The following is a 13187-nucleotide window of genomic DNA, read 5'->3' as shown; positions in this document are numbered from 1 at the left end:
GCCGCCGCCCCCGCTGCTGCGCCCGCCGCGCCTGCCGCCGCAGGCAGCACCGGCGCTGTCACCGTTACGGCTCCGATGCCCGGCAACATTTTGGACGTGAAGGCCGCTGTGGGCGCTTCCGTCAAGGCCGGCGACGTGCTGTGCATCCTGGAAGCCATGAAGATGGAGAACGAGATCGTTGCGCCGCAGGACGGCACGGTTGCTTCCGTGAACTGCCACAAGGGCGACGTTGTGAACGTGGGCGATCTGCTCGTTTCCCTGAACTGAACAGAGAGGTGAACGATTTTGGCAAAAAAACCGATTAAGATTACCGAGGTCGCCCTGCGCGACGCGCATCAGTCTCTGATCGCTACGCGCATGACGATGGACGAGATGCGTCCCATCCTGCCTGCGATGGATGAAGTGGGCTATTACTCCGTAGAGTGCTGGGGCGGCGCGACGTTTGACTCCTGCATCCGTTTCCTGGACGAGGACCCGTGGGACCGCCTGCGCATCCTGCGCAAGGAAATGCCGAACACCAAGCTGCAGATGCTGTTCCGCGGCCAGAACATGCTGGGCTACCGCCATTACGCGGACGACGCCGTCGAGTATTTCGTGCAGAAGTCCGTTGCCAACGGCATTGACATCCTGCGTATTTTCGACGCGCTGAACGATCCGCGCAATCTGGAAACGGCCATCAAAGCCGCCATTAAGGAAAAGGCGCATGTGCAGGGCTGCATCAGCTATACGCTGAGCCCCGTGCACAACAACGAGTATTTCGCCAAGTACGCCAAGACCCTGGAGGAGATGGGCGCGCACAGCATCTGCATCAAGGATATGGCCGGCCTGCTGACGCCGTACTCCACCTATGTACTGGTGAAGTCCTTGAAAGAGACTGTTTCCATCCCCGTGGACATCCACAGCCACTACACCTCCGGCCTTGCTTCCATGTCCATCCTGAAGGGCATTGAGGCGGGCGCGGATATTATAGATACGGCCATCAGCCCGCTGTCGCTGGGCACCAGCCATATGCCCACCGAGAGCCTTGTGGCTGCGCTTCAGGGTACCGATTACGACACGGGCCTTGACCTGAAAAAGCTGAACGTGGTGCGCGAGCACTTCGCCAAGCTGCGTGAGAAATATCTGGCCAGCGGCCAGCTCAGCCCGAAAATGCTGGGCGTGGACGCCAATACGCTGCTGTATCAGGTGCCGGGCGGTATGCTGTCCAACCTGCTCAAGCAGCTGAAGGACGCGGGCAAGGAGGACCAGCTCGACGCCGTGCTGCAGGAGATTCCCCGCGTGCGCAAGGACTCCGGCTATCCGCCGCTCGTTACCCCGACGAGCCAGATCGTCGGCACCCAGGCGGTGTTCAACGTCATTCTGGGCGAGCGTTACAAGATGGTAACGAAGGAGTTCAAAGGCCTTGTTCACGGTGACTACGGCAAGACGCCTGCTCCCATCAGCCCCGAGTTCACAAAGCAGATCCTCGGCGACGAGCAGCCCATCACCTGCCGTCCGGCAGATCTGCTGGAGCCGGAGATCGAGAAGCTGAAGGCGGAAGCCAGCAAGTATGTCATGCAGGAGGAGGACGTGCTCACGTACGCCATGTTCCCGCAGGTCGCGCCCAAGTTCTTTGAGAAGCGCAACAACAAGCTGGCCGGCGTCGACGGTGATCACGTCGATTTTGAAGGCAAATCCCATCCGGTGTAAACAGCTTTATACAGCGCCGTTCCCATATGGGGACGGCGCTGTTTTCGTACCTTTTGCCGCCGCACGGCCCGGGGCGTTGCGGAGCACGGAGGAGAAACAGCGAGAAAACTTGCAAAAAATGGCGAAAAGCAGTAATATAGATATATCTATTATCATGGGGAAAGAGGGCTTGTTTTATGGTGCTGAGCATGACCGGCTACGGGCGCGCCGAGCAGGAGCGAAGCGGGCGCGATATCACAGTCGAGATCAAAAGCGTGAACTCCCGATATTTTGAGTACACCTCCCGCATGCCGCGCAGCTTTGCGTTTTTGGACGACAAGCTGAAAAAGCTGGTGAACGCCACCATCTCCCGCGGCAAAACAGAGCTGGCGCTGACCGTGGTAAACGTTGGTGCGCCGGAGGCTTCCATCAGCGTGAACCTGGACCTGGCAAAAGGATATCTGGATGCCATCGGCGAGATGAGCAGTGCGCTGGGTATTGAAAACGATGTCACAGCGGGCACGCTGACGCGTTTTTCAGATATCTTCACCGCACGCAAGGCAGAGACGGACGAGGAGCAGTTGTGGGCGGACGTGAAGGCCGTGGCTGAGGCTGCGGTGGAAAATTTCGTCGCCATGCGCGCCGCCGAGGGGGAGAAGCTGAGGGCGGATATCCTTTCGCGCCTGGTGTATCTGGAGCAGGCGGTGGGCGAGATCGAGCAGACGAGCGCCGAGCGCGTGCAGAAATACACGGAGAAGCTGTACGCCAAGCTGAAAGCGCTGCTGGAAGACACGAACATCGATGAGGCGCGCATTTTGACGGAAGCCGCCATTTTTGCAGATAAAACGGCCGTGGACGAGGAGACGGTCCGCCTGCGCAGCCACATCCGGCAGTACCGGGATATTCTGGAGAAGAACGAGCCGGTGGGCCGCAAGCTGGATTTTCTGACGCAGGAGCTGAACCGGGAGACCAATACCATCGGAAGCAAGGCGCAGGAGCTTGCGATCACACGCATGGTGGTGGATATGAAAGCGGAGATCGAGAAGATACGCGAGCAGATCCAGAACATCGAATGACACGCTGAAAAACACGGCATGTACGCGGGCGGCTTTGGAAGTCTTTCACGGGTGTTCTCTTTTTTGGGGGACTGCTCAGCCTGCGCTCTGCCTATACTGTTATAGGAGGAACCAGAAATGAAGCTCATCAACATCGGCTTTGGCAACATGGTCAGTGCCAACAGGCTCATCGCCATTGTCAGCCCCGAATCCGCGCCCATCAAGCGCATCGTGCAGGAGGCGCGGGACAAGGGGGCGCTCATCGACGCCACTTATGGACGCCGCACCCGTGCGGTCATCATCACGGATTCCGACCATGTGATCCTTTCCGCCGTACAGCCCGAGACGGTGGCGAACCGCCTGAATGACGAGGACGATGAAGCGGAGCTGGACGACGATGAATAAGCAGCGTTATCTGCTGGTGGTTTCCGGTCCGTCGGGCGCGGGCAAGGATACCGTCGTCAGCCGGATGATGCAAAAGCATCCGGAAATCGAGATATCCGTCTCGGCTACCACCCGCGCGCCCCGTGCGGGTGAGACGGATGGTGAAAATTATTATTTTCTTACCAATGAGCAGTTTGAGGAAAAAATCGACCGGGGCGAGATGCTGGAATATGTGAATTACTGCGGGAAGTATTACGGCACACCCAAGTCGGAGGTGGACGCCCGCTTGGACAGGGGCACGACCGTTGTGCTGGTCATTGAGGTGGTCGGCGCGGCGAATATCAAAAAGCTTTATCCGGAAAGCACGCTCATTTTCATCATGCCGCCCAGTATGGACGAGCTGCGCGCCCGCCTGCGCGGCCGCGGGACAGAGAGCGAAGAGGCGATTGCCGGCCGGCTCAAGCGGGCAGAGGAAGAACTGCCCTATGCCAGAGAGTATGATTTTTCGGTGGAGAACCGCGATGTGGACGCATGCGCGGACGAGATCTACCGTATTTTGAAGCAGCGCCAGCAGGACTAGCGTTATGTAAAAGGAACAGGCAGCCGGAAAGGGAGGGTGGAGTGCTTGGCCGAATGCGTGCAGGTGGCGGTCAGCAACGCCACCTTTCATTTTGATAAGCTGTATTCTTACAGTGTGCCGGCGCACCTGCAGGACAGAGTTTTTGTGGGCAGCATGGTGCTTGTCCCGTTCGGCCGCGGCGCGGCTGCGAGGATGGGCGTGGTGCTCGGACTGGATGCGCCGGAGGCGGCGGGCAAAAGGCTGAAATCACTGTACGACGCTGCGCCTGAACAGGCGCGCCTGTCGGAGGAGCTGCTGCGTCTGGTGTATTATCTCAAGGAACACACGTTCTGCACCTATTACGAGGCGGTCAAGGCCATCATTCCCTACGGAGCGCAGTACAAAGCTGTGAATACCGGCCCTGTACCGCAGCTGCAAAAGCAGCTTGTGCGCCATACCGAGCCGGTATACCGGCGCACAGACGCCCCCTGGCAGGGACGCCGTACCGAAAAGCAGCAGGCTGCCTGGGACGCGCTGGCTTTCGGCCCCAAAACACAGAAGGAGCTGGAAGAGCAGGGCGTGACGAAGGCGGTGCTGGCGGGCCTTGTGAAAAAAGGCGTGCTGGCTGTTTCCGCTCAGGATAAAAGCGTAGCGTTGTATGAGAATTACAGCCCCGCGCAGGAGACGATCGCGCTTTCACCGGCGCAGCAGGCGGCTTACAGCCGCCTGGCGGCTCTGATGGATACGGGCCGGCCCGCGGCCGCGCTTCTGCACGGCGTCACTTCCAGCGGAAAGACGCTGGTGTTTTTAAAGCTCATCGAAAAGGCGGTTGCGGCGGGGCGCAAGGCGTTGGTGCTGGTGCCGGAAATTTCACTTACGCCGCAGATGATCTACCGCTTGAAAGCCTTTTTTGGAGACAGAGTGGCCGTGCAGCACTCGGCGCTCTCCAATACCGAGCGCCTTCTGCAGTGGCAGCAGATCCAAAACGGCGGCGCAGACATCGTGGTGGGCACGCGTAGCGCTGTGTTTGCGCCCCTGCCGGACATCGGCGTTATTATCATCGACGAAGAGCAGGAGCATACCTATCACTCCGAGAGCGCGCCGCGCTATTCCGCCCACGACGTGGCGAAGCGCCGTGCCGCGGCTCACGGCGCGCTGCTGCTGCTGGCCTCGGCCACGCCCTCCACGGAAAGCTACTATGCCGCGCAGACGGGCCGGTATACGCTGGTGGAGCTGTCGGAACGCTACAACCACATGCCGCTGCCGGAGGTGCGGCTGGTGGACATGCGCGAGGAGCTGGCCGCGGGCAACGCATCGTCCGTCAGCCGGGCGCTGGCGGATGAAATTTCGCGCAATCTGGCCCGGGGCGAGCAGACCATCCTTCTTTTGAACCGTCGCGGATACAAAACAGTGGGCATGTGCACCGCCTGCAGTGAGGTGGTGAAATGCGATGCCTGCAGCGTGCCCATGGTGTACCACAAAGCGGACGGCCGTTTGCTGTGCCATTATTGCGGCAAATCCGTCAGTCCGGTGCCGGAGGTGTGCCCTGCCTGCGGCGGCAAGCTGAAGTATACGGGCTTCGGCACCCAGCGCGTGGAGGAGGAATTGGAGCAGATGTTTCCCGCGGCGCGGGTGCTGCGCATGGACCTGGACACGACTTCCCGCAAAAACGCCCACGAGACCATGCTGCGCCGCTTCGCAAAGGACGAATATGATATCATGCTGGGCACGCAGATGGTGGCCAAGGGACTCGATTTTGAAAAGGTGACGCTGGTGGGCGTGCTGGGCATCGACCAGCTTTTGTTTGCGCAGGGATACAAGGCGTTCGAAAATGTTTTTTCGCTGGTGACCCAGGTGGTGGGGCGGGGCGGCCGCGCGGCTCAGGCGGGCCGGGCGCTCATCCAGACGGTGGACCCAAACCATCCGGTTCTGAATCTGGCGGCGAGGCAGGATTATAAATCTTTTTTTGCAGAGGAGATATCCTTCCGCAGGCTGAACCTTTACCCACCGTTCTGCACCATCTGTCTGGCGGGCTTTTCCGGTGCGAAGGAGCCGGAGGTGCTGGCGGCATCCCGTGCCTTTGCGGCGGACGTGCAGCGTCTTGCACAGCAGCGCAGCGGTATTCCGCTGCGTATCCTCGGCCCCGCGCCCATGAACATTGCCATGGTGAACAACCATTACCGCTACAAGCTCACGCTCAAGTGCCGCAACGACAATGCTTTCCGCGCGCTGATGGGGGAGGCGCTGGCGGCGTACAACGCGGCCGGATGGCCGGGAAAAGTGTCCGTTTATCTGGATTTCCATTCGGACGCAGACATTTAACACATAAAATATTATCAGCTGCAAACGAAAATCTTGGAGGGATTTGATTATGGCTTTACGCACTATCGTACAGGACGGCGATCCAATCTTGAAAAAGAAATGCCGTCCCGTTACAAACTTTGACGACCGTCTGGCGGAGCTGCTGGACGACATGATCGAGACGCTGGCCGACGCACAGGGGTACGGCCTGGCGGGCCCGCAGGTGGGAGTGATGCGCCGCGTGTTCGTCAGCCTGGATGAGCGTGACCTGCCTGAGGACGGAGAGGTGCCCGAGGGTTACGAGCCGAAGTACCTGGAATTCGTGAATCCGGAGATCATCATGCAGGAGGGCGAGGTGCTCCAGTATGAGGGCTGCCTTTCGTTTCCGGGGCATAACGCCGCCATCCGCCGTCCGCAGAAGGTGACCGTGCGCGCGTTTGACCGCCACGGAAAACCGTTTACGCTGACAGGCGAGGACATGCTGGCGCGCTGCATCTGCCACGAGACGAACCATCTGGACGGCGTTACCATCATGGACCTTGCCGAGTTCTTCTATGAGGATCAGGAGCACGACGACGAGGACGAAAGCGCAACGGAGGAATGAGCATTGAACATCCTGTTTATGGGTACGCCCGATATCGCGGCTGCTGCGCTGGAGGCGATCCTTGACGCAGGGCATACGGTATGTGGTGTCTATACGCGGGCGGATAAGCCTGTCGGCCGCAAGCAGGTGCTGACGGCCCCGCCTGTCAAGCGCACAGCGATGGCGCACGGCATCCCCGTGTTTCAGCCTGGGACGCTGCGGGACGCCGCGCAGGCGGAAAACATCCGTGCGCTTGCCCCCGAGCTGATCGTGGTGGTGGCCTATGGCCGCATCCTGCCGCCGGAAGTGCTTGCGATCCCCCAATACGGCTGCATCAATCTGCATGTTTCACTGCTTCCCAGATACCGGGGCGCTGCGCCCGTGCAGTGGGCTGTTATCAACGGCGAAAAGACGACCGGCGTTTCCATTATGTATTTAAATGAGGGCCTGGACACAGGCGATATCCTGCGGGTCTCCCCGGTGGAAATTGGCGAGAACGAGACCTCCGGCGAGCTGTTTGAGCGCATCACGCAGGAGGGAGCACGCACGCTGCTGGCGGCGATGGAGGATATCGCGGCGGGCACGGCACAGGCGCGGCCGCAGAATGACGCCGAGGCCACGCTGGCGCCGCCCCTTACAAAAGAACAGGCGCATTTCGGATTTGACGCGCCCGCCCGCCGTTTGCACGACCTCATCCGCGGTTTGAACCCGTGGCCCGTTGCATATTTTGAGTACGGCGGAAAAAAGGTGAAAGTGCTGCGCACTTTGTGTGACGATGCAGCCGCGGGCGCGCCGGGTGAGATATTGAGCACAAAACCGCTGAAGGTAGCCTGTGCGTCCGGCGCGCTGACGCTTCTGGAAGTAGTGCCCGAGGGGAGCAGACCCATGGAAGGCAGCGCCTGGGCCGCCGGCCGCCGGTTTACAAATGGTGACAAATTGCAATAAATTTCCTGCTTTTGCCGTATATAGAAAGAGGCATGCGCGCAGCGCACGTGCCGCTTGAGGCTGCGGCAGGGAATCAAAGGAGCAGCTATGGAGAATCCCCGCCGCGCGGCCGTGGCCGCGCTGATAAAACAGGAACAGGACGGTTACGCAAACCTTGTATTGCGCCATGCGCTGGACGGCTTCACCGGAACAGCGCGGGACCGGGCATTTCTCAGCGCCGTGTTCTACGGCACCGTAGAGCGTATGGTGACGCTGGACCATATCCTGCAGAAATTCCTGCAAAAGCCTCTGGTAAAGCTGGATGCGGCGGTGCGCGCCATTCTGCGCAGCGGGCTGTATCAGGCGCGTTATCTGAAGAGCGTGCCTGTGCGCGCGGCCATCAGCGAATCCGTCACGCTCACGCGGCAGATGGGGAAATCCAGCGCTGCGGGGCTTGTCAATGCGGTGCTGCGCCGCGCCGCCGCTTACGACCTCACCGCCGAACATTACTCCAACGAGACCGAGCGCCTTTGCGTGGAGTACAGCGTTTCGCCGCAGATCGCCGGGCTGCTGCAGACGCGCTGCCCGGACCAGTGTGAGGATATTTTGAAGGCCAGCTTCACACCGCCGCCCCTGTGCGTGCGCGTGAACACGCTGCAAACGGATATCGGGGCGCTGGAGGAGGAATTTGCCCGGCAGGGCATGGCCACCCGACGCGGCGCGGTCCCGGACAGCCTGTATGTGGAATGCAGGGGAGACGTTACGGCGCTGAAGCTGTTCAAGCAAGGCCTGTTCCATGTGCAGGGCGAGGCGTCCCAGCTTGCCTGCGCGGCGTTGTCGCCAAGGCCCGGTGATACCGTGCTGGACCTGTGCGCGGCCCCCGGCGGCAAAAGCGCCACGCTGGCGCAGTACATGGAGAACAAGGGGACGCTGGTTTCCTGCGACGCGGCTCAAAACCGCCTGACGCTGGTCGGCGGCGCGCTGGAACGGCTGGGCGTGGCCTGCGGCCGCGTGCTGCACAACGATGCCGCCGTTTACAATGAGGCGTTTGCGGGCGCGGACGCAGTGCTGTGCGACGTACCCTGCTCCGGCCTTGGCGTGCTGGCGAAAAAGCCGGATATCCGGCAGAAAACGCTGGACGGCCTGGATGGACTGGTACGGCTGCAGCGGGCGATCCTGGAGACAGCCGCGCGCTATGTGAGGCCGGGCGGGCGGCTCGTCTACTCTACCTGTACGCTGAATCCGGATGAAAATGCCGGTATCGTCCGGCCCTTTTTGAAAGAGTATCCGGAGTTTCGTACGCGCAGTGTGGAGTGTGTTTTGCCGGGGACGACAAAAGATGACGATTTTCTTACACTTTACCCGTTCCGCACGGGAACAGACGGCTTTTTCATAGCATCTCTGGAAAGATTGTGATAAAATGTACCAGACAGGAATCTCTTCATATACCGAGCCGCAGCTTGCGGAACTGGTGAAGGAAATGGGGCAGCCCGCGTTTCGCGCAAAACAGCTTTTCAAATGGCTGCATGAAAAGCAGGCGCGCTCTTTTTCTGAAATGACGGATCAGCCAAAGGCGTTCCTCGCCGCGCTGGAAGAACGCTTTTTCATCGAGACGCTGGAGACTGAGCGCCGCCAGCAATCGAAGGACGGTACGGTGAAATACCTGTTCCGCCTGCCGGACGGCAATTGCATCGAAACGGTATTGATGCGCTATTCCTATGGCAATACTGTATGCGTGTCCACACAGGTGGGCTGCCGTATGGGCTGCCGCTTCTGCGCTTCCACGCAGGGCGGGCGTGTGCGCAACCTCACGGCGGGTGAGATCGCAAACGAGGTATACGCCGCTGCCCGGGATACCGGAGAACGCGTTTCCCATATCGTGCTCATGGGCATTGGCGAACCGCTCGATAATTTTGATCATGTCATGGACTTCCTGTCCATCATCTCTTCGCCGAATGGCGTGAACATCGGCATGCGCAACATCAGCCTTTCAACCTGCGGCCTCGTGCCGATGATCTACAAGCTGGCCGAACGGCATCTTGGCCTGACGCTTTCGGTCTCGCTGCATGCGCCCACGGATGAAATGCGCAGTTCGATGATGCCGGTCAACGATGTGTATCCCGTGGAACAGCTCATCCGGGCCTGCCGGGACTACCAGCAGGAGACCGGCCGCCGCGTCAGCTTTGAGTATTCAATGGTGAACGGCGTGAACGACAGCCCGCAGACGGCCCGCAGGCTGGCACAGCTCATCAAGGGCATGGGTGCGCACGTGAACCTTATTCCCATCAATCCCGTGGACGGCTCGCCGTATTCCGCTACGGATGCCGCTAACGTCAAACGTTTTCAAACGCTCCTGACGGAGCTGGGCGTCAACGCCACCGTGCGCCGCCGCCTGGGCACCGACATCAGCGCCGCCTGCGGCCAGCTGCGCCGCGAGGCAAAAGGAGGAACGACCGCATGAAGCTTGTCGCTAAAACAGATATCGGCAGCCAGCGCAGCGAAAACCAGGACAGCTACCGGGGGGGGCGCCGCCCGGACGACGCTGTTTGGGGTGCCGTGTGCGACGGTATGGGCGGTGCGCGCGGCGGCCGCTTGGCCAGCACCATGGCGGTGGATGCGCTGCAGCAGGCCATCGAGGCGGGTATTGACGAGGCGCACACCCCGCAGGCCGGACGCGCACTGCTGGAAAGCGCCGTGGAGCAGGCCAACCGCAGCGTTTATGAAAAGGCGCGGGGCACGCCTTCGCTCAGCGGCATGGGCACCACTGTTGTATGCGCGCTGGTGCGCGGAGGCCTTGCGCAGTATGTGCATGTGGGCGATTCCCGCATTTATCTGTTTCGCAACAACAAGCTGCTTCAGCTTACAAAAGACCATTCCATGGTGCAGGAGATGGTGGAGCAGGGCGCGCTGACGGAGGAGGAAGCTCAGAATCATCCGCGCAAGAACCTCATCACCCGCGCTTTGGGCGTGGGACGGGATGTGGAGGCGGATTTCGGCGAAAAAGAAGTGAGCCCCCGGGACATCCTGCTGCTGTGCAGCGACGGGCTGAGCAACTGCGTTTCTGTGCCGCAGATCGAGGAAACGCTGGCGCGCACGCCTTTTTATGAGGCGGCGGACGCGCTGGTGCAGAAGGCGCTGGAGGGCGGCGGCCTTGACAACATTACGGTCCTGCTGATGCAAGTAGAGGCAGTGGAGGAGAACAATGGATAATTTGATCGGGAAAAAACTGGACGGCCGTTACCAACTGGAGGAGCTGATCGGCTCCGGCGGCATGGCCAACGTCTACAAAGCCACCGACCTTTTGGAAAACCGCCTTGTGGCGGTGAAGATCCTGCGGGAGGAATGCCGCGGCAACGAGGATCTTGTGCGGCGGTTTAAAAACGAATCCAAGGCGATTTCGGTGCTGGATCATCCCAATATCGTAAAGGTATACGATGTCAGCGTGACGGACAAGCTCCAATTTATCGTGATGGAGTATATCGACGGCATCACGCTGAAAGAATATATGGAGTACCGCGCCCAGCCTTTGACGTATAAAGAGACGCTGCACTTCATCACACAGGTTCTGGCGGCGCTGCAGCACGCCCATGAGAAGGGCATCGTACACCGGGACATCAAGCCGCAGAACATCATGCTGCTGGCGGACAGCACCATCAAGGTGATGGACTTCGGCATCGCCCGCTTTTCCCGCAGCGAGAACCAGACGATGACCGATAAGGCCATCGGCTCGGTGCATTACATCAGTCCTGAACAGGCGAAGGGCGATATCACCGACGCAAAGGCGGACATCTATTCCGTGGGCGTGATGATGTACGAGATGCTTTCGGGAAAGCTGCCGTTTGAATCCGACAGTCCGGTGTCCGTGGCCATTAAACAGATCGCGGATACGGCCACGCCCCTGCGGGAGCTGAACCCCGCGGTGCCCGAGGCGCTGGCGGCCATCACCGAGCGTGCCATGGCCAAGGAACCGAGGGAACGTTATCCTTCCGCTCAGGCCATGCTGGCGGACATCGACGAGTTCAAGCGCAACCCCAGTGTGAAGTTTGAATACCAGTACCTTACGGACACAGCGCCCACACGGTACATCGACAAAGTGGTGAACAAAACGGCTACGAAACAGTCTGGAGGCCAGCAGCGTCCCCGAACAGGCGCGCGGCCTGCCGCCCGCGGCGGCACAAAAACCAAGAAGCGGCTGGCGCTGCCCATTCTTGCGGGAATGGCGGCGGCATTTCTCATTGGCGCGGCGATCCTGGTGTTCCTCATCTTTAAATATGAGGGCAACGGTATGTTCAGCCAGAGTATGGATGTGGACCTGCCCAACTTCATCGGCCTGACGCAGGCGGAGATCCAGGAAAAATATCCGGATTCAAAATTCATTTTTCAGACGGAAGAGGAATATAATACAGAGTACGCGGCTGGTGTCGTATGCGACCAGTACCCGCGTGCGCAGACGGCTTCCGACCCTAAGCGCGTGAAGGAAAACGCGAAGATCACGCTCACCATCAGCAGAGGCGTGGAGATCGTCACGATGCCGGACCTTTCCGGTATGTCCCGCGCCGAAGCGCTGAACGCCTGTAAGGAAAAAGGCCTAATGCCTACTTTTAAGACTGAAACGGTCCCCAAGGGGCAGGCGAGCGGCGTCGTCCTGCGCACGGACCCGGTCTCCGGTACGCAGGTGGAGGCGAACACGGAAAACAGCAGCGTCACGGTCTACATCAGCCAGGAAGAGGTGGACAAGAGCACTACGGTGCCGAACCTTGTGGGTGTGGCGTCTCTGAGCGAGGCACAGGACCTGATCCGGAGTGCGAAGCTTGTGCTGGGCGGTTATTCTGAGGAATACAGCGACACCGTACCGGCGGGAGCCGTCATCTCCCAAAACCCGGTCAGCGGCACGCCCGCCAAATGGAACGACCCTGTATCGATCGTTGTGTCCAAGGGCGCGCAGGAGCGCACGATCTATGTGCACATCGCTGTGGATGAAACCAACGAGGGCGGCACTTATACGCTGCTGCTGAATGGCGGCAACCCACAGCCCTGGTCACCCACGGCGGGCCAGGCGTCCAGCTATCAATGGTCCGTCACTTCGACGGGCACGGGCACGATCACGCTGCAGAAGCCGGACGGTACGACGGCGGAGCAGGCTGTTGATTTTGCTCCGGGCGGCAGCGGAGACCTGGATTTCGGCACGTTTGGAGGCAACTATAAAAAGCCGGACGATCCTTCGTCCACACCGCCGGACCCTTCCCAGTCCGCGCCGTCGGGCGAGGGCGACTGAGCCGTTATTGCATTCAGGCGCCGGGAGCGCGTTTCGCGCGCTCCCGGTTTAATTGATTGATCAGCGGGGGAAAAAGAACAAGTGGCATCAAGAAGGCAGGCAAAAAAGAAAGGCAAAGCGGCAAAAAACGCGGAACACGGAAACGTACAGGCGTCGGCAGCCGCTTCCAGAAAGAAAACGCCGCAGGAAGAAATCCAGCAGGCGGACGGCGTGCAGCCCTTCCTCGAGACACCGGAGCACACGGAAGCAACTGCAAAAGGGAAAAGCACACAGGTGCCGGCACCGGAAAACAATGCTTTGACCGGGGAGACTTTGAGCATGTCCAGCGGCGCTTCGGAAACAGAAAGCAGCGGCGATGCGGCGCAGGATAACGCTGGTGGGGCCGCTGCGCCGCAAACGAAAGAAGAAGCGCCGCGGAAAACAGCTGCAAAGCCGGAT

Annotated in this window: 13 protein-coding genes; 12 read left to right on the top strand and 1 reads right to left on the bottom strand. The window is 60.1% G+C overall.

The genetic code is table 11. The annotated features are described in order from the left end of the window. From IIY41_RS08145 to pknB, 12 genes are all read left to right on the top strand, one after another. Nucleotides 1-267: biotin/lipoyl-containing protein (locus IIY41_RS08145; RefSeq protein WP_287400318.1), on the top strand; the 267-nt coding region annotated here is incomplete at its 5' end. A gap of 18 nt (nucleotides 268-285) precedes the next feature. Further along, entirely contained in the window at nucleotides 286-1689 is a 1404-nt protein-coding gene (locus IIY41_RS08140; RefSeq protein WP_287400316.1) for an oxaloacetate decarboxylase subunit alpha, read from the top strand. A gap of 176 nt (nucleotides 1690-1865) precedes the next feature. Further along, nucleotides 1866-2744: a YicC/YloC family endoribonuclease gene (locus tag IIY41_RS08135; protein WP_287400315.1), complete on the top strand. Its 879-nt coding sequence runs from the start codon at nucleotides 1866-1868 to the stop codon at nucleotides 2742-2744. A 117-nt stretch (nucleotides 2745-2861) separates the two neighbouring features. Continuing rightward, entirely contained in the window at nucleotides 2862-3128 is a 267-nt protein-coding gene (gene remA, locus IIY41_RS08130; RefSeq protein WP_009325445.1) for an extracellular matrix/biofilm regulator RemA, read from the top strand. Further along, on the top strand, nucleotides 3088-3687 hold the full coding sequence (gmk, locus tag IIY41_RS08125; protein WP_242853522.1) for a guanylate kinase: 600 nt from the start codon (nucleotides 3088-3090) through the stop codon (nucleotides 3685-3687). Before remA ends, gmk begins: the two co-directional genes overlap by 41 nt. 45 nt (nucleotides 3688-3732) lie before the next feature. Further along, the gene (gene priA / locus IIY41_RS08120; RefSeq protein ID WP_058723714.1) at nucleotides 3733-5988 is read left to right on the top strand and encodes a replication restart helicase PriA; all 2256 of its coding nucleotides are present in this window, start codon (nucleotides 3733-3735) and stop codon (nucleotides 5986-5988) included. A 49-nt stretch (nucleotides 5989-6037) separates the two neighbouring features. Further along, nucleotides 6038-6571, top strand: coding sequence for a peptide deformylase (gene def / locus IIY41_RS08115; RefSeq protein WP_009325448.1), 534 nt, complete (start codon nucleotides 6038-6040; stop codon nucleotides 6569-6571). A 3-nt stretch (nucleotides 6572-6574) separates the two neighbouring features. After that, nucleotides 6575-7495 (top strand): methionyl-tRNA formyltransferase, encoded by a 921-nt coding sequence (gene fmt / locus IIY41_RS08110; RefSeq protein ID WP_009325449.1) that lies wholly within the window; start codon nucleotides 6575-6577, stop codon nucleotides 7493-7495. Nucleotides 7496-7582: 87 nt separating this feature from the next. Then, nucleotides 7583-8890, top strand: coding sequence for a 16S rRNA (cytosine(967)-C(5))-methyltransferase RsmB (gene rsmB / locus IIY41_RS08105; RefSeq protein ID WP_055080697.1), 1308 nt, complete (start codon nucleotides 7583-7585; stop codon nucleotides 8888-8890). Nucleotides 8891-8894: 4 nt separating this feature from the next. Beyond that, the gene (gene rlmN / locus IIY41_RS08100) at nucleotides 8895-9935 is read left to right on the top strand and encodes a dual-specificity RNA methyltransferase RlmN (protein WP_058723712.1); all 1041 of its coding nucleotides are present in this window, start codon (nucleotides 8895-8897) and stop codon (nucleotides 9933-9935) included. Continuing rightward, nucleotides 9932-10684 (top strand): Stp1/IreP family PP2C-type Ser/Thr phosphatase, encoded by a 753-nt coding sequence (locus IIY41_RS08095; RefSeq protein ID WP_009325452.1) that lies wholly within the window; start codon nucleotides 9932-9934, stop codon nucleotides 10682-10684. Before rlmN ends, IIY41_RS08095 begins: the two co-directional genes overlap by 4 nt. Then, nucleotides 10677-12749 (top strand): Stk1 family PASTA domain-containing Ser/Thr kinase, encoded by a 2073-nt coding sequence (pknB, locus tag IIY41_RS08090; protein ID WP_287400312.1) that lies wholly within the window; start codon nucleotides 10677-10679, stop codon nucleotides 12747-12749. Before IIY41_RS08095 ends, pknB begins: the two co-directional genes overlap by 8 nt. Here the strand turns inward: pknB and IIY41_RS08085 are convergent. Continuing rightward, on the bottom strand, nucleotides 12674-13187 hold a 514-nt coding region (locus IIY41_RS08085), incomplete at its 5' end, for a hypothetical protein (protein ID WP_287400310.1). The genes pknB and IIY41_RS08085 overlap by 76 nt on opposite strands.

The sequence above is a fragment of the Ruthenibacterium sp. genome (assembly GCF_017421385.1).
Taxonomy (GTDB): Bacteria; Bacillota; Clostridia; order Oscillospirales; family Ruminococcaceae; genus Ruthenibacterium; species Ruthenibacterium lactatiformans.
Note: the sequence above shows the minus strand (reverse complement) of the source record. Positions and strands in the feature narration are given on the sequence as shown.